General features: G+C 42.7%; 17 protein-coding genes. 2 read left to right on the top strand and 15 right to left on the bottom strand.

Annotated features, from left to right (window positions below; all coding sequences use genetic code 11):
• Positions 1–116 precede the first annotated feature (116 nt).
• The 6 genes from adhE to ruvB all read right to left on the bottom strand — a co-directional run bounded on the left by adhE (position 117) and on the right by ruvB (position 7,425).
• A complete protein-coding gene (gene adhE, locus HMPREF9960_RS01090; RefSeq protein ID WP_005591330.1) occupies positions 117–2,771 on the bottom strand; it encodes a bifunctional acetaldehyde-CoA/alcohol dehydrogenase in 2,655 nt (884 codons plus the stop codon).
• A 278-nt stretch (positions 2,772–3,049) separates the two neighbouring features.
• Positions 3,050–4,864, bottom strand: a complete 1,815-nt coding sequence (locus tag HMPREF9960_RS01085; protein ID WP_005591331.1) for an acyltransferase family protein — start codon at positions 4,862–4,864, stop codon at positions 3,050–3,052.
• Positions 4,854–5,267, bottom strand: a complete 414-nt coding sequence (locus HMPREF9960_RS01080; protein ID WP_005591332.1) for an MORN repeat-containing protein — start codon at positions 5,265–5,267, stop codon at positions 4,854–4,856. The genes HMPREF9960_RS01085 and HMPREF9960_RS01080 overlap by 11 nt, the downstream gene beginning before the upstream one ends.
• 3 nt (positions 5,268–5,270) lie before the next feature.
• The gene (locus HMPREF9960_RS01075; protein ID WP_005591333.1) at positions 5,271–5,693 is read right to left on the bottom strand and encodes a low molecular weight protein-tyrosine-phosphatase; all 423 of its coding nucleotides are present in this window, start codon (positions 5,691–5,693) and stop codon (positions 5,271–5,273) included.
• Between the two features lie 161 nt (positions 5,694–5,854).
• Positions 5,855–6,430, bottom strand: a complete 576-nt coding sequence (locus HMPREF9960_RS01070) for a nucleotidyltransferase family protein (protein ID WP_005591334.1) — start codon at positions 6,428–6,430, stop codon at positions 5,855–5,857.
• A complete protein-coding gene (ruvB, locus tag HMPREF9960_RS01065) occupies positions 6,427–7,425 on the bottom strand; it encodes a Holliday junction branch migration DNA helicase RuvB (protein WP_005591335.1) in 999 nt (332 codons plus the stop codon). The genes HMPREF9960_RS01070 and ruvB overlap by 4 nt, the downstream gene beginning before the upstream one ends.
• Before the next feature lie 348 nt (positions 7,426–7,773).
• On the opposite strand from ruvB, the gene HMPREF9960_RS01060 reads away from it, so the two are divergent.
• The gene (locus HMPREF9960_RS01060; RefSeq protein ID WP_037585999.1) at positions 7,774–8,037 is read left to right on the top strand and encodes a YiaA/YiaB family inner membrane protein; all 264 of its coding nucleotides are present in this window, start codon (positions 7,774–7,776) and stop codon (positions 8,035–8,037) included.
• A gap of 100 nt (positions 8,038–8,137) precedes the next feature.
• Here HMPREF9960_RS01060 and HMPREF9960_RS01055 read toward each other — a convergent pair whose 3' ends face one another.
• The 7 genes from HMPREF9960_RS01055 to HMPREF9960_RS01025 form a co-directional block, all read right to left on the bottom strand.
• Positions 8,138–9,175 carry an aldose epimerase family protein gene (locus HMPREF9960_RS01055; protein WP_005591337.1) on the bottom strand — a complete coding sequence of 346 codons (1,038 nt, stop codon included), beginning with the start codon at positions 9,173–9,175 and terminating at the stop codon, positions 8,138–8,140.
• Positions 9,176–9,479: 304 nt separating this feature from the next.
• Positions 9,480–10,643, bottom strand: a complete 1,164-nt coding sequence (locus HMPREF9960_RS01050) for an SIS domain-containing protein (RefSeq protein ID WP_005591338.1) — start codon at positions 10,641–10,643, stop codon at positions 9,480–9,482.
• A 107-nt stretch (positions 10,644–10,750) separates the two neighbouring features.
• Positions 10,751–11,155 (bottom strand): PTS sugar transporter subunit IIA, encoded by a 405-nt coding sequence (locus tag HMPREF9960_RS01045; protein ID WP_005591339.1) that lies wholly within the window; start codon positions 11,153–11,155, stop codon positions 10,751–10,753.
• Between the two features lie 11 nt (positions 11,156–11,166).
• Positions 11,167–11,985, bottom strand: coding sequence for a PTS system mannose/fructose/sorbose family transporter subunit IID (locus HMPREF9960_RS01040; RefSeq protein WP_005591340.1), 819 nt, complete (start codon positions 11,983–11,985; stop codon positions 11,167–11,169).
• Positions 11,972–12,886 (bottom strand): PTS mannose/fructose/sorbose/N-acetylgalactosamine transporter subunit IIC, encoded by a 915-nt coding sequence (locus HMPREF9960_RS01035; RefSeq protein WP_005591341.1) that lies wholly within the window; start codon positions 12,884–12,886, stop codon positions 11,972–11,974. The genes HMPREF9960_RS01040 and HMPREF9960_RS01035 overlap by 14 nt, the downstream gene beginning before the upstream one ends.
• Positions 12,887–12,912: 26 nt before the next feature.
• On the bottom strand, positions 12,913–13,389 hold the full coding sequence (locus HMPREF9960_RS01030) for a PTS sugar transporter subunit IIB (protein ID WP_005591342.1): 477 nt from the start codon (positions 13,387–13,389) through the stop codon (positions 12,913–12,915).
• Positions 13,386–15,173, bottom strand: coding sequence for a glycoside hydrolase family 35 protein (locus HMPREF9960_RS01025; protein WP_005591343.1), 1,788 nt, complete (start codon positions 15,171–15,173; stop codon positions 13,386–13,388). Before HMPREF9960_RS01025 ends, HMPREF9960_RS01030 begins: the two co-directional genes overlap by 4 nt.
• A gap of 140 nt (positions 15,174–15,313) precedes the next feature.
• Between HMPREF9960_RS01025 and HMPREF9960_RS01020 the strand changes: the two genes are divergently transcribed.
• Positions 15,314–16,030 (top strand): GntR family transcriptional regulator, encoded by a 717-nt coding sequence (locus HMPREF9960_RS01020; protein WP_005591344.1) that lies wholly within the window; start codon positions 15,314–15,316, stop codon positions 16,028–16,030.
• A 424-nt stretch (positions 16,031–16,454) separates the two neighbouring features.
• On the opposite strand, the gene purB is transcribed toward HMPREF9960_RS01020, so the two are convergent.
• Both purB and HMPREF9960_RS01010 read right to left on the bottom strand, forming a co-directional pair.
• Positions 16,455–17,750 (bottom strand): adenylosuccinate lyase, encoded by a 1,296-nt coding sequence (gene purB / locus HMPREF9960_RS01015; protein WP_005591345.1) that lies wholly within the window; start codon positions 17,748–17,750, stop codon positions 16,455–16,457.
• Positions 17,751–17,808: 58 nt separating this feature from the next.
• The gene (locus HMPREF9960_RS01010) at positions 17,809–18,036 is read right to left on the bottom strand and encodes a hypothetical protein (protein ID WP_005591346.1); all 228 of its coding nucleotides are present in this window, start codon (positions 18,034–18,036) and stop codon (positions 17,809–17,811) included.
• Positions 18,037–18,338 lie beyond the last annotated feature (302 nt).

Genomic DNA, 18,338 nt, shown 5'->3' with positions numbered 1-18,338 from the left:
AGTAAGTGCTACATCAACTACTCTTCTATTTTACGAAAAGTATTATGGAATTTGAAATATTGAAAGATCTCTTCGTACAACCTGAATCCCTCACTAAGTGAGGGATTCATTTTATATTATTTACGACGTCCTGGACGTTCTGCATAACCATAGTATGCATCTGCCATGATTTCTTCCATGTCAGCTACCATTGGTAAGCGTGGGTTTGCAGGTGAACATTGGTCTTCATAAGCAAGCAATGCAATTTCATGCAAGCTGTCTTTCCAAACTTTTTCATCTATTCCGAAGCCTTTGAAGTTCATTGTGATTCCAACTGCTTCACCAAGATCGTAAACTGCTTTGGCATAAGCTTCAACTGCTTCTTCTGGAGTTGAGTGAGGCAAGCCAAGCATTTTCGCGATGTCTTGAAATTTCTCATCAGCTTTCCAGTAGTTGTACTTAGGCCATGTAGTAGTCTTAGACGGGCGAGTACCGTTGTAACGGATGACGTATGGAAGCAAGATTGCGTTTGTACGTCCGTGAACAGTATGGTGAACACCACCGATCTTGTGGGCCATTGAGTGGCTCATACCAAGGAAGGCATTGGCAAAGGCCATACCAGCCATTGTAGACGCATTATGCATTTTTTCACGTGCTTCTGGGTCAGCTGTCTTAACAGATTTTTCCAACCATTCAAAGACAAGCTTGATCGTTTGAAGCGCAATACCGTCTGTGTAGTCGTTAGCGAAGTTTGAAGTATAGGCTTCAGTCGCGTGAGTCAAGACGTCCATACCTGTATCAGCTGCGATAAAGTCTGGAACGGATTCAACCAAAGCAGGGTCAACAATGGCAATAGTTGGTGTCAATGAGTAGTCAGCCAATGGGTATTTGCGGTTGTTTTTCTTATCAGAGATAACAGCAAATGGTGTTACTTCTGAACCTGTACCTGAAGTCGTTGGGATACCGATGTACTTCGCTTTCTTACCAAGTGATGGGAAGCGGAAGGCACGTTTACGGATATCCATGAATTTTTGAACCAAGTCACGGAAGTCGATTTCTGGTTGCTCGTAGAAGAGCCACATTACTTTCGCCGCATCCATTGGAGAACCACCACCAAGAGCGATGATTGTATCTGGTTCAAATGCTTTCATCACTTCAGCACCACGTTCTACCGTTGTGATGTCTGGATCTGGTTCAACATCTGAGAATACTTGGATAGTTACACGGTTGTTACGTGCGTTCAATTGATCGATAACACGTTGAACAAAACCAAGTTTTTCGATAGATTTGTCTGTAACGATCATAACGCGTTCAATATCTTCACAAGTTTGAAGGTATTGGATAGAATTGCGTTCGAAGTAAATTTTTGAAGGAACTTTAAACCATTGCATATTATTTCTACGTTTCCCTACTTTCTTGATGTTTAGAAGGTTGATAGCGCTCACATTATCACCAACTGAGTTGCGTCCGTATGAACCACATCCAAGTGTCAAGGATGGGATGAAGGCATTGTAAACGTCACCAATACCACCGAAAGTAGATGGAGAGTTCCAGATAATACGCATAGCTTTGATTTCAGTACCAAAGCGTTTAGCCAATTCTTCGTCTTTTGTATGGATAGCTGCTGAGTGACCAAGTCCGTTAAATTCAACCATTTGACGAGCTTTTTTAAGACCGTCTTCTCTATCTTCAGCTTTCAAGACAGCGATAACTGGTGACAATTTTTCACGAGTCAATGGCTCATTTGGACCCACTTCCGCACATTCTGCAGCCAAGATGTTTGTACCTTCTGGCACTTTAAAGCCTGCTTGTTCTGCAATCCATGCAGCTGGTTTACCAACGATGCTTGCGTTTAGTTTAGCACCAGCACAGTTTTTGCTGTTTGCTTTAGCACCAAAGCAGAATTCTTCAAGAAGGGCTTTTTCTTTTTTGTTTACAAAGTAAGTGTGGTATGACTTGAATTCCTCTACAAATTCGTCATAAACTTCCTTGTCAATAATCACCGCTTGCTCAGATGCGCAGACCATACCATTGTCAAATGATTTAGACATTACGATATCATGAGCTGCTTGGCGAAGGTCAGCAGATTTTTCGATGTAAGCTGGTACATTTCCGGCACCAACCCCAAGAGCTGGTTTTCCGCAAGAGTAGGCAGCCTTAACCATGGCATTACCACCTGTTGCAAGGATGGTTGCAATACCATCGTGGTTCATCAAAGCTGCTGTTGCCTCCATAGATGGCTGAGTAATCCATTGCACACAGTTTTCAGGTGCGCCAGCTGCGATTGCTGCGTCACGAACGATTTGCGCTGCGTGAGCAGATGATTCCTGAGCAGATGGGTGGAAGGCAAAAACGATTGGATTACGTGTCTTCAAGGCAATCAATGCTTTAAAAATTGCTGTTGATGTTGGGTTCGTTGTTGGAGTGATACCACAAATAACTCCGACAGGCTCAGCAATCTTTGTCAGTCCAGTAACAGGATCATCTTCGATAACACCAACAGTCTTCACACCACGCATGTTGTTGACAACGTGTTCACAGGCAAAGAGATTTTTCGTTGCCTTGTCTTCAAATACACCACGACCAGTTTCTTCAACCGCGTGTTGAGCAAGGATCCCGTGTGCATCAAGAGCTGCAACTGAAGCTTTTGCTACGATGTAATCTACTTGCTCTTGATTTAGTTTTCTCATTTCTTCAAGAGCTAGGAGACCTTTTTGCACAAGCTCATCAACATGTTTTTCTGCCGCTAGCACTTTATCTTCTTGTTCAACAGTTTTCTTCTTATCAGCCATTATAGTCCTCCAATAGTTTCTGCCAAAAGGTTAAATGAAGATTTTAACCTTTGTTAATTATTTCACAATATAATTATACTCTATTCCTACAAATTTGTAAACACTTTCAACAAAAGTTCACAAACTTTTTATGGATTATTTTTTAAACACTGATATTTCAGGCTTTTTTACAAAAGTCTCTATATTATTTTCGAAAATTTCACATACTTTTCTCTAAAAATGTGTTAGCGTTTTCTTTTTTGTTATAAAACTAGCTCGGTTAAATAACCGAGCTAGTTTTATGGCTTAACACTGCCACTTGAAGCGGCAGCCAAGGCTTCTTTCAACATGTTAGAGTAGAGTTTACCTCCCTCTGCCATTGACTCTGAATCTGCCCCATAATGAACATAGTCTGTTCCAATCCAAATCTGCGGATTGTTAATCGCTACCTGATACCAGTCTGCTACATATACAAAATCGTATTTCTTAGCAAGTTCAAGTTCGTATTGTCGTATCTTAACAGGAATACTACTTGGATCATTGGCTGTTCGGCCATCATATGGCGTGACTAAAATCAAACGATGACCTTTTGGCAAGAGCTCGATATACTGATCCAGCAATTCTTCATAATTGTCAACTGGATTGGTTCCCAATGCCAAGACGACGTTTTGAAGCAGTGTTTGGTTAGCAATATCGTTCTTGAAAAATTCCAGACCAGACACTAAATTACGGCTAACCACTGCATCGACTTGAGCGTCAGGTATAGCCTCTTGGATCCATTCAGCGGAGCGCAAAGTGACCGAATCACCAATAACAGTCGTTCCCTCTGCCACGTTATAATTTGTCGCAGTTTTTTGGTCTGCGTGCTTACGGGTTGTCTGCATTTTCGTATCGGCTTGGTTCAAAGAATTGACAATCAGGCTTTCCTCAAAGGCACCCACAGACGGAGCCGTGACGGTGATAATAAGCAAGATAAATGTCAGCGGAATAAAACTGTAGAAAATCGGCTTGGTGATGGAACTGACATTCATCTCCTTGCCAAAAATCCGAGGCTTCCGTCCAGCTAAAGTCGGCTCTAAGATATAGAAAGAAAGAGCCGCGAAACCAAAACTCAAGATTGTAGTCAAAAGCACAGCCCATCCATTGCTCATCAACTGAGTAAAAATAATATAGAAAGGCCAATGGAAGAGGTAAACTCCATAGCTAGTGTCTGCAATAAAGTTGAGAGGACTAGGCTCCTTAATATTTGGCAATTTATCGTGCAAGATACGGGTTGCTGCTATCATGACACAAGCCAGAAGTGTTGAAATCAAGAAACCAAATAAATAAGTCCACAAGCTGTCAAATTTCAAAATAAAGCTGAGCAAAATAAGAAGAACAAAACTGCCAGCTAAAGCGATCAAGACTTGCTTGATTTCGACCTTTTCTTCCAGTCTCTTCATCTGAACGCCCACATTTCCGACTCCAGAAAAAGTCGCTAGCACTGTCCCAGCAAAGAAAGGAAAGACATGGGTCAAACTTGAGAAATAAATATTGGAGTAATTCTTGCTGAAAAAGGCGCCGATAAACATAGCTAAGAAACTGAACAGAAACAGAGCAATTGAAGTCAGAGAAATCAGCCCCCGATACTGAGCAACTGACTTGCTAATCTTGCTAATGCCCCAAGCAGCCAAGCCCCAGAGGATATAGTAATGCACTTCCAGTGCTAAACTCCAAGTGTGAATCAGCAAATGCGGCACAAACTGGCTTTCATAATTGCCGCCCGACATCATTTCATAAAAATTGGTCACAAAGCCAAGCGCAGCTGAAATCTGCGTCCCGATACCTGCTACAAAATCCCGACGAATCAATAAAGTAAAGGGCATGATGACCAAAATCATAAAAACAAGCGGAGGAACGATACGATAAAAGCGCCGTTTCAGAAAGCCCATAATATCAATCGTCCGACTTCTTGTAAACTCATCAATCAATAATGAAGTAATCAAAAATCCTGAAAAAGTGAAAAAGATGTCCACTCCAATAAAACCTCCAGGAAAAACTCCCTGAAAGTAATGATAGAGTAACACCAAGACCAGTCCAGTAATCCGAACCAGTGAAAACCATCTAATGCGCATTTTGATAAATTCCTTGCTTGAACGTTCCTTCATAGACGACATTACTTTCTGTCGTCAGTTTTCCTTTACCATTGGCTTGACCGTTGGCAAATTCACCTTCATATTTCCAACCAGCCTTCGATGTAAAAGTACCCTTACCATCAAAAGTACCATTTTTGAAATGCCCTTTATAGCTATCCCCATTTTTAAAAGTCAGGGTACCTTCGCCATTCATTTTTCCGTGAACTAGACTGCCCTCATATTTTATCTTACCTTGATCCAGCGTTAGCGCACCCTTGCTAGGGATATTAGAGGTAAACACTAAAATTGCTGACAAGGCAATCACAGTCACTGCTAGGATTTCTAGATTCTGACGGGTCAGATAGATTTTATATTTATCGTAAAATTCTTTTATTTTATCCATTTTTCATCCATTTAAGCATTCTAACCACTTGTGGCAACCAGCCAAAATCAGCTCATAAGTCTCATCGAAATCACCTGTGTACCAAGGATCCGGCACACCGATACCAGCAAACTGGTAGATTTTATCCTGAAAATCCACTGGCGCCATTTTCTTCAAATCTCGAATATTGGCTTCATCCATGCCGATGATATAATCAAATTCTGCAAAATCTTGCGCTGAAATCTGCTGAGAAGTCTTTCCTTTGTCATAAGAAATCGCATGTTTCTTAAAAATAGCCTGAGTCCCCTGATGTATAGGGTTTCCATGCTCCCAGCTAGACGTTGCACGACTCTCAATATGTAGGTCATCGGTCAGACTTTTCATAACAAACTCTGCCATCGGACTGCGGCAGATATTTCCTAAACAAACAAATACAATTTTCTTCATAGATCTATTATACCAGAATAAAAAGAAAACTGCGGAGCTTTCTTGATTATTCTGTGACAGCGGAAGCGGACTCTGAAAAACAGCTAATTATACCGACTTACATAAAAGTGCAGATCATTGAGGCGGTAATCCACTCAATCTAGCTTGCACCAGATTCAACTTTACTTTTCTTCAGAAAGATATTCAAAACTTAATTGTGGCCATTTAGCCTGCCAGTTTTTCTTGCGGATTCTTTGCCTATAAAGCTTCTTTCGATCCGCATCCGCTAAAAAATGCGGTGTTGGTCGAACCTGAAATGCTCGAATATCTGCCAAGCCATAGGGTGCAAAAAGCTCTAGCTTATCATTTTCCAGCAATCGAAGACCGATAGCTGTGCAGCACTCAGGATACTTGCTCATGGCATCTTTCGAGCTAGTATAGGGCTGGGTGTTGGGACTATGACTATGCATATAGACTTGATTTTTCAGCTCCCAAGAATAAGCGGGAAAAGCTTTTCTCAACTCCATCTCCAGCTGCAAAGTTTTCTCATAAGACACAGTTGGATCAAAGAATATGACATCCACATCCGTTTCAGCATCAAAGCCCGACTTGCCAGACAAGATATTCCAAATAAAATTTCTGACACTACCCGCAGCCAGCCAAGAGTCCTCTAGCTGCAGATTGCGGATTATTTCCAGAATCGCTCGGATATCCCGATCCTGACCCAGTCTCTCTAAAATCTCCAGATCTGTCTTCATTCCTTCATATACTCATATCCCAGATGCTCATAAGCTTTACGAGTCGCCACGCGCCCAGTCCGAGTCCGCATGACAAAGCCCTTCTGAATCAGGTAAGGCTCATACATATCCTCCACTGTTTCACGTTCCTCGGCAATATTGACTGAGAGGGTTCCCAGCCCTACTGGACCACCACCATAAACTTCAATCATGGTTCGTAGGATTTTCTGATCCACATAGTCCAGCCCTTCCTGGTCCACATCCAGCATGGAGAGAGCCTGGTCGGTTATCTTATCATCAATCAAGCCATTGCCCATAATTTGCGCGTAGTCTCGCACCCGCTTGAGCAGACGATTGGCAATCCGCGGCGTTCCTCGGCTACGCAGAGCCAGCTCACGAGCAGCCTCGTGAGTAATATCCATCTCAAAAATCTCAGCCGTCCGCTCGACGATTTCGGTCAGATCGCTGGCTTCATAATACTCCATGTGACCGGTAATCCCAAAACGAGCCCGCAGAGGATTGGACAGCATGCCCGCCCGAGTGGTCGCCCCAATTAATGTGAAAGGCGGCAATTCCAGATGGACGCTGCGACTGGTTTCGCCAGTCCCAATCATAATGTCAATGTAAAAGTCCTCCATGGCGCTGTATAGCACTTCCTCTACCGCCATAGGCAAACGGTGAATCTCATCGATAAAGAGGACATCACCCGGCTCAAGGTCATTTAAGATCGCAACCAAATCACCAGATTTCTCAATCACCGGACCTGAAGTCTGCTTGAGATTAACGCCTAGTTCATTGGCAATGACAAAGGCCATAGTCGTCTTCCCCAGACCTGGAGGGCCAAAAAGCAGGGTGTGGTCCAGCGCCTCATCCCTCAGCTTAGCCGCTTCAGTAAAAATCTTCAGCTGTTCCTTAACCTTATCCTGACCGATATACTCCTGTAAATACTGGGGACGCAAGGTGCGCTCCACCAATTCCTCATCACCCATTAATTCATTGTCTAAAATTCTACTCATAGAACTATTATAGCAAAAAATAGGGCAGAGGAAGTAATCCGACCCGCTTCTGAGCACAAAAAAAGCCACCGAATTTGGTGGCTCTTATGGGAGATTATTATGAAAAAGTTTTAGGATTTCTATCAAATAAAGTTAGGAGGTCTTCATTTGATGGTATTAGTATAACGTCCTTATCTTAAAATTTGCTTAAAGAAAAAATATTTTTTAAAAATAAAATACTTTTAGATATCTTAGTAAGATGATACAAACTAATATGAATTGTTCAGTCTGATTAAAATAGCCTCTATTTCATTGACTGTCTCAAAAACTCATGATACAATGAAAAAAATCGAAAAGGAGATTTTAGATATGAACAACCTTAAAAAGAAAACTTATCGGAATACACCAGCCTTTATGTTTATGGCTTGGGGCTCATTCGCCTTCTTTGTGACTCTTGTTCTCGTCGGACTCTATACTTTGAAAGAACCTTTGATGGTTAAAGGATACTATCTCATGGGTTCTGTCGGACTGATTTCTTCTTCATTCACTCTTGCAAAAGTTATCCGTGATAACCAAGAAGACGAAGAACGTTACAATCAATTTTTCCAACCACAAGACTTAGATAACAAATAAAATAAATAGTAAGAACGGCAGAGGGGGAATCTGCCGTTTTCTTGTATCTGAGGCTAGTATCGCCATGTGAGATACACTTCAAATGAAGCAAGTTTGCCGTTTATCTCACTCCTGCGAAATAAACGGTGGTGCTGGTGAAGAGGCTTCCTGCCTTGAGAATGACCTGATCTTTCAAGTCACTATGAATCGCATCAGGCAAGGCCTGTGCCTCCAATGCCAGACCATTATGCTGAATCATTGGCTGTCCATTGATGATGACTGACTCATCGACAAAATTTGCCGAATAAGTCACGACACAAGGAGCATCCGTACGGAAAGTCAGGTAGCGACCTGATGCCGGATCATAAAGGCAACCTGCCTCTTCCTGCTCTTTATCAAGAGCAAATGGATGATCCAGCCCTGACACGACCTGAATTTGCTCGTCTTGGTCTGCAAAAATTTCTTTCAGCGCCAGACCTTTTTGTAGACCTTTGACAAAGCCACGATCTGCATCCACTTCTTTTGCTGGCAAACCGTCAGGAGCAATCGGATACACTCCTTTGGTATGCAGCTGGAGGACATGCTGATCAATCGGCTGACTGAAATCACCTGACAGATTGAAATAGCTGTGGTTGGTCGGATTAACCAGACTATCCTGATCTGTCTGGACTTGATAGGAAATCTCAATCTCCCCTTTTTCCGACAAGGAATAGGAAATCCAGATTTTCAAATTTCCTGGAAAACCACCCGTCCCGTCTGGGCGCTCTGTATAAAATGTGACGCCCTCGTTTGTGACTTCCTCCGTCTGGAAAATCACACCATCCCAGCTAGTAGAGCCACTGTGGTTGCAATTCTGGCCATTATTGACTTCCAGCTGGTAGGACTGCCCATTCAGCTCAAAGCTAGCATTTGCAATCCGCCCTGCAACTGGCCCCACGCTGGCCCCATGCTTAGGACTATTGCCAACGTAATCATCAAAACGCTCAAAGCCTAGAATAATATTGGCAAAATCACCATTTTTATCCGGCGTCCGATATTCTAAAATCGTTGCGCCATAGTTCATGACCTTGAAGCGATAGCCTAGCTTATTTTCAAAGGTGTAGGCTAAGACATCCTGTCCTTTAAAAGTACCAAAAATGGATTCTTGATAAGATTTCATACAATCTCCCTCTGTCTCGAGTCTGGGACAAAAGTCCTAGCCTCTCAATTGTCTTTGGATTGTCGAGCAAGACGCAGTGGTTGAGTGGGCTCTACTACGCTGACTTCATCAGCTTTTACAGCCCTACTCAACTGTGCGGAGGTGGGACGATGAAATCGAATTCTAACGAATTACCGATTTCTGTCCCACTCTCTTTCTTGACTTAGTCAAGGGACAAGGATAGAAGGCCATCCTTTTTATCTGAAAGTCTTTTTAATAACTAGCTTTCCCATGACTAATGTTTGACTTTTCCATATTTAGCTTTCTACTGCTGGAAAGGGTGGATGATAACTCCCTGAACGACCCGATTGACCGTACCTGTCGGAGACGGTGTATCTGGTCGATTTCTCACTTTCAAAGAAGTCAAGAGAGAGAAGAGCTGAGCATAGACGATGTAAGGGAAGGCTCGATAGCTATCTTCCAAGATATCACTTTCAAGAACCACTTGCTCAACATTTTCCAAGTCTTCTCTGCGCTCTGTAAAGAAAACCACCTTGCGAGCAATCTGATCTCCTGCCACTTCACGCACCAAATCCAAATCGTAGCGTTTGGTGTATGCATCCCTTGAGCCAAATACCAGCACAAGCGTCTCTTCGTTAATCAGAGATTTTGGTCCATGACGGAAGCCGACTGGGCTTTCATACATAGTCGCAACCTTCCCCGCGGTCAACTCCAAAATTTTCAGCTGTGCTTCATGCGCCAGACCAAAGAATGGCCCTGCTCCAAGGTAAATGACACGGTTAAAGTCTAATTCTGTCAAAGCCTGAACGTCAGCTACATCGGCCAAAACCTTTTGACTCAAGGCAATCAACTCAGCGACTCTTGCTTCTTTTTGAGCCAAATCTGCTGGATCAAAAACCAGAAGAGCTGTCAACATCATAGAGGTAAAGCTAGAAGTCATGGCAAAGCCAGCATCATTTGATGGAGCTGGTTGCAATAAGAGGAGATTCCTCTCATCGCCATGAGCCTGCTGAGCTAGTTTCCCCTCTGCAGCGCAGGTAATGGTCACTTGATAAAGCTCATCAACCAACTGCTTGGCCAAGTCCACTGTCGCAACACTTTCTGGCGAATTGCCACTGCGAGCAAAAGAAACAAGAACCGTTGGAATTTCCTTATGCAGATGCACCTCAGGACCAGCCACGATATCAGTCGTCGCAACCGAATTAAAATTCCATTGGCGCTCATCATAAAGCTTTCTGAAATATGGCAATAGCGTATCACCCACATAAGCCGAAGTTCCCGCACCTGTAAAGATAACTTTTATATAATCATGCTTTTCTTCAATACCTTTTAGAAAAGCAGTGACTTGGTCAGCTTGAGCCTTGTAAGTATTAAAAGCTGTCTGCCAAACATCTGGCTGTTGGTAGATCTCACGCGTGGTGATTTCCGCGCCCAATTCAACCAGTTTCTCTTTTGAATAATCTAGCATGGTAGTCCTTTCAAAATAAACATCGATATATTAGTTATTTGCTTTTAAAAGAGGGAATGGGAAAATTCCCCACTCCCCTTCATTTCTTTTTTCCTTACAAAACAGTCCTACTCATCCTCATCATCTGATAAGCCTGCTAAAATATCATTGACTTTAACGATATTTTCGACTGCATTTTTCGGATAGTCAACATCAGCTCCTGTCAGAGAAGCATTGAGAAACTCAATCACCATCGGCAGATTCATACCGGCGTACAAGTCAATATCCTTACCTTCTAAAATAAGGCGGCTGACTACATTACATGGTGTGCCTCCCAAAAGATCTGCAAAGACAACATAGTCTTCAAAATCCTTGACCGTATCTAAAAACTTAGCTGTGAAATCATCTGGTCCCTCCTCTGGAAACAAGGCAACGGCATGAATATCCGCTTGAGGACCCATAATCATCTCAGTGGTTGTTTTCAGCTCTTCACAAAAGCGACCATGACTAATCAAAATTAATTGTTTGCTCATAATTTACACCATTATGCCATTCCAAAGAAGAAGTGACCAAACGCTGAGAACGCAATCGCTGCAAGAATGATGAGCAAGATAGCTTTTGTAGAGTTCATACCCTTACGTCCAAGCAACCAGAAGATTACACCTGTGATGATAGCTGGTACCAAGCGTGGGAAGATGAGGTTAAGCATATCTTGAATTTCAATTGCTTTGTCCCCGATGTGTGGAGCCCAAGAAACTTCAACACCAATCATGCTGGCAATCAAGGCACCAACCATGAAGACACCAAGTACAGATGCAGCATCAATCAAAGCTGTCAAAGTACTTTGCATGTTGTTGATGAGGTTAACCCCTTCTTTATAGGCAAATTCCAATTGTTTCCAACGGAAAATGTCATAAGCAACTGCAACAGCGATCCATAGGAAGATACCGGCTGGGTTTCCTGCAACAGCCAAAGTTGCAGCAATTGACCCCATAATAGCTGGCACCAATGATCCAAAGATTGAGTCTCCAAGAGGAGCGAATGGCCCCATGAGACCTGTCTTGATACCATTGACCGCATCTTTTGATTTCACACCATCTTTTTCTTCCAAAGCAAGGTCAAAACCAGTGATAATAGTGTGGAAGAATGGTGAAGTATTGAAGAATTGCGTATGCAATTTCATCATTTCTTTCAGTTCAGGTGTACCGTCTCCATACATTTTACGCAATTGTGGCAAAATCATGTAAAGGTAACCAGAAGCCTGCATACGCTCATAGTTCCAACCCAATTGGAAGGTAAACAAGCTACGTTTGTTAATCTGTTTAAAATCTTCTTTTGTTAGTTTGTAATTAGAATTCGTCATCTTCAATTTCCCCGCTTTCTGATTCAGTTACTGGAGCAGCTACGACTGTACGTTGGCTGTTTTTGAAGTGTTGTACTGCAAGGAAGACACCAATGATGGCGATACCAATCATGGATACACTCTTGAAGTTGTTAACAAAAGTAATAGCTTGTTCTTTTGGAAGTTTAGAGAACACTTCAGAACCAACAATGCTAGAGACTGCAGCACCAAGGCTTTGAACATTACTGTAAAGCACTGTCAACATAGCTGTCAAGCCAAATCCAAGTGCCAAATAGTGAAGGTTGCGTTTAACTGGAAGATAACGAAGCAAGATTGCAAATCCAAGACCTGGAAGCATTTGACCTGCGAGTTTTAGACCGTTTGCCAACCATTGTACATTACCGAGACCTGTAACAACAGTTTCTACAAAAGCTCCACCAAAGGCAAGGGCAAAGAAAACTGGGAGGGCACGAGAAAGAGCCCAAGGAATCGCACCAAGGAGATAGTTGCGTTCGATGCCTTTGTAATCAAAGCGTTCAATCGCAGCATCCACACGGTGAGCGAAGTAAGTTGTAGTCATACGACCAAGAATGTCGAAGTATGTCAACAAAGTTGCTACCGGCACAGCGATTGTAGCAATAGCAAGCTCAGGATCAAGACCTTGAGCTACTGAGAAGGCAGTTGCAAGAACCGCACCAGAAGTAGCGTCAATACGAGACGCACCACCGAAGGTACCAACACCGAGTACTACCAATTGAAGAGAAGCACCGATGAAAAGACCTGTACCCATATTTCCCATAATGAGACCTGTGATAAATCCAGCAAATACAGGTGAACCTGCTGAAGAAACGATCGTCAACTCATCACAGATTTGATAAGCTGAGTACAGAGTGAGTAGTAAAATTTGCCACCATTGTATCATGACAATGACCTCCTAAAAATTTTTCCTTATTTTAACAAATTCATAAAATCCGCGACCGGATCATTTGGAACCATCTGAGCTGTCAGCTTCACCCCTTTTTCATGCAACTTTTGGAAAGCTTCCACATCCGCATCAACCACATTGATAGAGCGAGTGATGGGACGAGTTTCGTCTGACTGAGACATATTTCCGACGTTCAGTGTTTCCAGTGGAACGCCAGCTTCTACCAAACGAAGGAATCGGTCTGGTTTACGAGCAACGATAAAGAGTCGTTGTGAGTCATACTTACCAGCCAAGATGTTTTCTGCTGCCTTAGCGATTGGCAAAATGCTGAGCTTCACTCCTGGCGGCGTTGCCAACTTAAGTCCGCTCTTTTCGATAGCATTTTCAGCTACCTCATCGTCAATCACCATAATGCGTGAAATGTTGAGCTTGGTAGTCCAGAGATTGGCTACCTGTCCATGGATCAAACGTCCATCGATACGTGCACCTACTATTGTCATAAATTTTCCCCCTTTATTGTTTTAAATGTAGGTTGGTTAACTAAGTTAATTGATTCTTCATATTCCCCTTCCGTTTCAAAAATGATGATTCGGTTATGTCCTTCTTTCAGAAGGCTATGCGGAATATAAAGCGATAAGGTTGGTCCGACATTCCAGAAACGACCAATGTTGACGCCATTTACAAAGGCAATGCCCTTTCCAAAACCGGACAAGTCTAAATAAGTATCTTTAAGCGCTTTCATTTTGAAGTCAAAAGCGTAGAAAGCTGGTTGCTCTGGCTGCCATCCTTTTGAAAAATCGATGTTTTTTGTATTTTCAAAGGAAAGTGGATACTGCTGCCAATTCAGCAAGAAGTGTAAATCCTTACAAACGCCCGTCCGAATCCCTTTTCGCTGGGTATCTGCCAAGAACTTATGCCCGTAGTTGACCCGCCCCATGTTTTCCATCAGGACGTCAATACGGTGGGTGGTTTTCTTTTCTCCAGCAACAAAGATATCTTGACCAATCTCTGCTTGATACTGGGTTCCCATAAGCTCGCCGTCCACAAAAAGCTGCATCCGGTCTCGCCCGTCAATCACCCGAATTTTTTCCTCATCCGCATCCCAGCTGGCTTCTGTACGGTAAAGCAAGTAGCCATAGCCCTGCCCCAAATCCTCCATTTTGACAGGATAGAAACTCTCTACTGGCTGAGCCAAATCAGCTAATGTTTCAAACAAACTCACCTTCTCACTTAGAGCAATGTCTCTCAATTCAAAAGATTCTTTTGTGAGCGGTTTCATTTGTGGGTACTCAGGATAGTAGGTCTCCATCATTTTTTGCACTGCAAAATATTTCGGAGTTGGATTCCCCTGTTCATCGAGCAGGGCATCGTAATCATACGAAGTCACCTGTGGTAAATCCGTCACACCTCTGGCCGAGCAGCCATTCATGAAGCCAAAATTGGTGCCGCCGTGAAACATATAGAGGTTGATAGAGCCTTGTTTCAGAACCTCATGGACAGCTTGAGCCAGTTCCTCAGGATCCCTTTTGATAATTGGTTCTTTCCAACGATTGAACCAACCATCCCAAAACTCCATACACATGAGCGGCCATTTTTTGCCATGCTCATCAAAGAATTCCTGCATCTGGGCAAAATTATAATCTGCCTTGGAACCGAAATTTCCTGTAACAAATAAATCTTCCTCAATCAGCGTGCCGGCTCTCAGCGTCGCCCGCCAAGGACCATCCGATGTAAAGAGCGGGCAATCAAGGCCTCGGTCCAACATCATCTGCCGAATCGCTCTCAGGTAGTCTTTATCCTCCCCGTAAGAGCCATATTCATTTTCCACTTGCATCATGAGGATATTCCCACCCTTTTCCAAGAGCCTTGGAACCAAGCGAGGAAGCAACTCATCATAGTAGTCTGCAACAGCCTGAAGATAGGAAGCATCAGAAGAACGGATTCTCATATCCTCAATCAAAAGCCAGGCTGGCATGCCGCCAAATTCCCACTCCGCACAGATAAAGGGCGAAGGGCGAACGATGGCATATAATCCTAAATCTTGAGCAATCTGAAGAAACTTCTCAATATCTAAAATTCCCTGAAAGTCAAACTGACCTTTCTTTGGCTCGTGCATGTTCCAAGGAACATAGGTCTCAACTGTATTGAAGCCTAGGGCTTTAAGATTGTAAAGCGAGTGATACCAGTCTTCCGGCTGAATCCGAAAATAGTGAATCGCTCCTGATAAAATCTTAAACTCCTGACCATCCAAGTAGAAAGAAGAGCCTATTTCAAATCTCTTCATCTCCCCATTCCTCCTAGATTTAAAACGCTTTCATTTCTTGTTAATATTAATATAATAAACTTTTACATAAATGTCAACAATTTTTTTTAAAATATGTTAAAATCAATATAGAGAGGGATAAAAAAAGAGAGGTGAGCACAATGGCTATTCCTAAATATCAACAAATCAAAGATGATTTGAAACAACAAATCATTTCTGGTAACTTTGAAAACGGTGATAGATTCTACACAGAAGCTGAGTTAATCAAGATGTTCAACGTTAGTTCCATCACCGTTGTCCGCGCTTTGAACGAACTTGCGAATGATGGCTACATCATCCGTCAGCAAGGGAAGGGAACGTTTGTTTCACGCGCAAGAAAACACAAGCGTGTGGAATTCTCTGATATCGAAACTTTCCCTATCCAAAAGGATAAGGTGACTGTTCTGTCTATCGAACGTGGAAATGAATTAAGAATCTTGGAAAAACTAGAACTAACACCGTCCCAGTTCTACTACAAGATTGACCGTATCAGAAGGACAGGCGATAAAGTCTATATCTATCACCAAACCTACATTCCTGAACAGTACATCAATCCAAACTATCCAGATCTGGACTACTACAGCTCGATCTACAATCGCTTCAAGACGGATTATCACATCCACATGAATGATGAGTATTTCGAAGAAACCAACGAAATCGTCTTTCCAACGCCAAAAGATATTGCTAAGACCTTGGAAATTGATCCAAACTTCCCAACTGTGCATCAAGTCAAGATCACAAAACTGGAAAATACTGGACAAATCCTAGAGTACAGCGAAACCTACAAGCGTGGCGATTTCTTCAAAATCAAATTTATTTCTTCTAGTCGCGATCATTAATCTGAAAAACGATGGTTCTCATGAGCTGTCGTTTTTCATTTCCTGACCAACTAGCCTATCATTATTATAAACCTATCTATACCAATTTGCAAGATATTTGAACGACTTTTGTTTAATAAAAATCAAAAAATGACAGAAAATAAACAGAATTTTTTAATTTCGTATATTTTTTTAGTATTCTAGGACTGAAAACCAACAAAAACAAAACTTTTATAATACATTCGAGAATAATAAAAATGAGAGTGGGACAGAAATCGGTAATTCGTTAGAATTCGATTTCGTCGTCCCACCTCCGCACAGTTGAGTAGGGCTTGTAAAAGCTGATGAAATCAGCGTAGTAGAGCACACTCAACCACTGCGTCATCTATTTTTTTCTAATTTAGATTCAAAAGCCTGGACTTTTTGTCCAGGCTCGTTTTTTTGTTTAATCCAGCCCCACGCGCTTGAAGATTTCATCTACGCGCTTGGTGTAGTAAGTAGGATTGAAGATTTCATCAATCTCTTCCTGAGTCAGACGAGAAGTGACTTCTGGGTCCGCTTCGAGCAGAGGCTTGAAGTCTACTTGATTGTCCCAAGATTGGGCGGTCTTTGGCTGCACCAAGTCATAAGCCTGCTCCCGTGTCATGCCTTTTTCAATCAAGGTCAACATAGCCCGCTGGCTGAAGATAAGACCAAAGGTTGAGTTCATGTTGCGCTTCATATTTTCTGGGAATACGGTCAGGTTCTTGACGATATTACCAAAGCGGTTGAGCATATAGTCGATAAGAATGGTTGTGTCCGGTGCGATAATCCGCTCAGCTGATGAGTGGGAAATATCGCGCTCATGCCAGAGAGAGACATTCTCAAAGGCCGTCACCATGTGGCCTCGAATGACACGCGCCAGACCAGTCATATTTTCAGAGCCGATAGGGTTGCGCTTGTGCGGCATAGCAGATGAACCCTTTTGCCCCTTAGCAAAGAACTCTTCCACCTCGCGCTGCTCAGACTTTTGCAGACCGCGGATTTCAGTCGCCATGCGCTCTATAGATGTCGCAATCAAGGCTAGAGTTGAGAAGTATTCAGCGTGGAGGTCACGAGGAAGGACCTGTGTAGAGATTTCTTGAGCACGGATACCCAGCTTGTCGCAGACGTATTGCTCTACAAATGGTGGGATATTAGCGAAGTTTCCAACCGCACCAGAGATTTTACCAGCTTCCACACCAGCAGCTGCATGCTCGAAACGCTCGATATTGCGCTTCATTTCGCTGTACCAGGTCGCAAGCTTAAGACCAAAGGTTGTAGGCTCTGCGTGCACCCCGTGGGTCCGTCCCATCATGATGGTGAACTTGTGCTCCCGTGCCCGCTCTGCAATGATGTCAGTGAAGCGACGCAGATCCTCACGGATGATGTCATTGGCCTGCTTGTAGAGGTAGCCGTAGGCCGTATCCACCACATCGGTCGAGGTCAGACCATAGTGCACCCACTTGCGCTCTTCACCCAGCGTCTCAGAAACCGCCCGAGTAAAGGCCACCACATCGTGGCGTGTCTCCTGCTCAATCTCCAAGATGCGGTCAATGTCAAAGCCAGCCTTTTCGCGAATCAAGGCCACATCTTCCTTGGGAATCTCACCCAACTCAGCCCAAGCCTCATCAGCCAGAATCTCTACCTCCAGCCAAGCCTTGTACTTATTTTCCTCAGTCCAAATGTTCGCCATTTCGGGGCGGCTATATCTTTCAATCATGTTATTTTATTTTCCTTTCTTTTAATGTTTCACATCAGATAAGCAACCAACAGTCATTTTATTCAAATTCCTCTTTCCCAATCCACACAGATGGATAGTGATCTAGTGTATTCAAATCCATATCCAGCGGTAGATCATAGATGGCTAAATAGTTTTCCGAGTTTTGAGCAACTAATTCATCATATTTAGCTTGTACTTTATCATGATCAGCACTTGCAAACAAGACCTCAACGATTGCTCCAGTCTTATCTTTCTCAACAAAAGCCTTGATGATTATTTGAATCATAAGAATTGATCAAGTCCGTAACCCATATTCAGTTAAGAATATACGAGGCTCTTATTCCTTTCTATTATATATTTACAGGAAGAAGGGCACTTTTAGCCCGAGTTTAAATACTTGAACTTTCGCTCTTCTCCGTTCCAGTTTTTAAATCTTAGTTTACCCATTTTCAGTTAAATGAATACAAAGGAACTTGTTTCTTTGTATTATTTGATTTTTAATTTTAGTAAGCTTGTACACCTTGTTCAATTCCCATGAATATTACTATACTCACTTCTTTCTATATTTTAAATTTTTAGCATTAATAT

Origin of the sequence: Streptococcus cristatus ATCC 51100, from assembly GCF_000222765.1 — a bacterium.
Taxonomy (GTDB): Bacteria; Bacillota; Bacilli; order Lactobacillales; family Streptococcaceae; genus Streptococcus; species Streptococcus cristatus.
Note: the sequence above shows the minus strand (reverse complement) of the source record. Positions and strands in the feature narration are given on the sequence as shown.

Bases quoted from the DNA above. Each gene is read 5' to 3' on its own strand.
- adhE (WP_005591330.1), bottom strand. From the start codon at position 2,771: ATGGCTGATAAGAAGAAAACTGTTGAACAAGAAGATAAAGTGCTAGCG.
- HMPREF9960_RS01085 (WP_005591331.1), bottom strand. From the start codon at position 4,864: ATGCGCATTAGATGGTTTTCACTGGTTCGGATTACTGGACTGGTCTTG.
- HMPREF9960_RS01080 (WP_005591332.1), bottom strand. From the start codon at position 5,267: ATGGATAAAATAAAAGAATTTTACGATAAATATAAAATCTATCTGACC.
- HMPREF9960_RS01075 (WP_005591333.1), bottom strand. From the start codon at position 5,693: ATGAAGAAAATTGTATTTGTTTGTTTAGGAAATATCTGCCGCAGTCCG.
- HMPREF9960_RS01070 (WP_005591334.1), bottom strand. From the start codon at position 6,430: ATGAAGACAGATCTGGAGATTTTAGAGAGACTGGGTCAGGATCGGGAT.
- ruvB (WP_005591335.1), bottom strand. From the start codon at position 7,425: ATGAGTAGAATTTTAGACAATGAATTAATGGGTGATGAGGAATTGGTG.
- HMPREF9960_RS01060 (WP_037585999.1), top strand. From the start codon at position 7,774: ATGAACAACCTTAAAAAGAAAACTTATCGGAATACACCAGCCTTTATG.
- HMPREF9960_RS01055 (WP_005591337.1), bottom strand. From the start codon at position 9,175: ATGAAATCTTATCAAGAATCCATTTTTGGTACTTTTAAAGGACAGGAT.
- HMPREF9960_RS01050 (WP_005591338.1), bottom strand. From the start codon at position 10,643: ATGCTAGATTATTCAAAAGAGAAACTGGTTGAATTGGGCGCGGAAATC.
- HMPREF9960_RS01045 (WP_005591339.1), bottom strand. From the start codon at position 11,155: ATGAGCAAACAATTAATTTTGATTAGTCATGGTCGCTTTTGTGAAGAG.
- HMPREF9960_RS01040 (WP_005591340.1), bottom strand. From the start codon at position 11,985: ATGACGAATTCTAATTACAAACTAACAAAAGAAGATTTTAAACAGATT.
- HMPREF9960_RS01035 (WP_005591341.1), bottom strand. From the start codon at position 12,886: ATGATACAATGGTGGCAAATTTTACTACTCACTCTGTACTCAGCTTAT.
- HMPREF9960_RS01030 (WP_005591342.1), bottom strand. From the start codon at position 13,389: ATGACAATAGTAGGTGCACGTATCGATGGACGTTTGATCCATGGACAG.
- HMPREF9960_RS01025 (WP_005591343.1), bottom strand. From the start codon at position 15,173: ATGAAGAGATTTGAAATAGGCTCTTCTTTCTACTTGGATGGTCAGGAG.
- HMPREF9960_RS01020 (WP_005591344.1), top strand. From the start codon at position 15,314: ATGGCTATTCCTAAATATCAACAAATCAAAGATGATTTGAAACAACAA.
- purB (WP_005591345.1), bottom strand. From the start codon at position 17,750: ATGATTGAAAGATATAGCCGCCCCGAAATGGCGAACATTTGGACTGAG.
- HMPREF9960_RS01010 (WP_005591346.1), bottom strand. From the start codon at position 18,036: ATGATTCAAATAATCATCAAGGCTTTTGTTGAGAAAGATAAGACTGGA.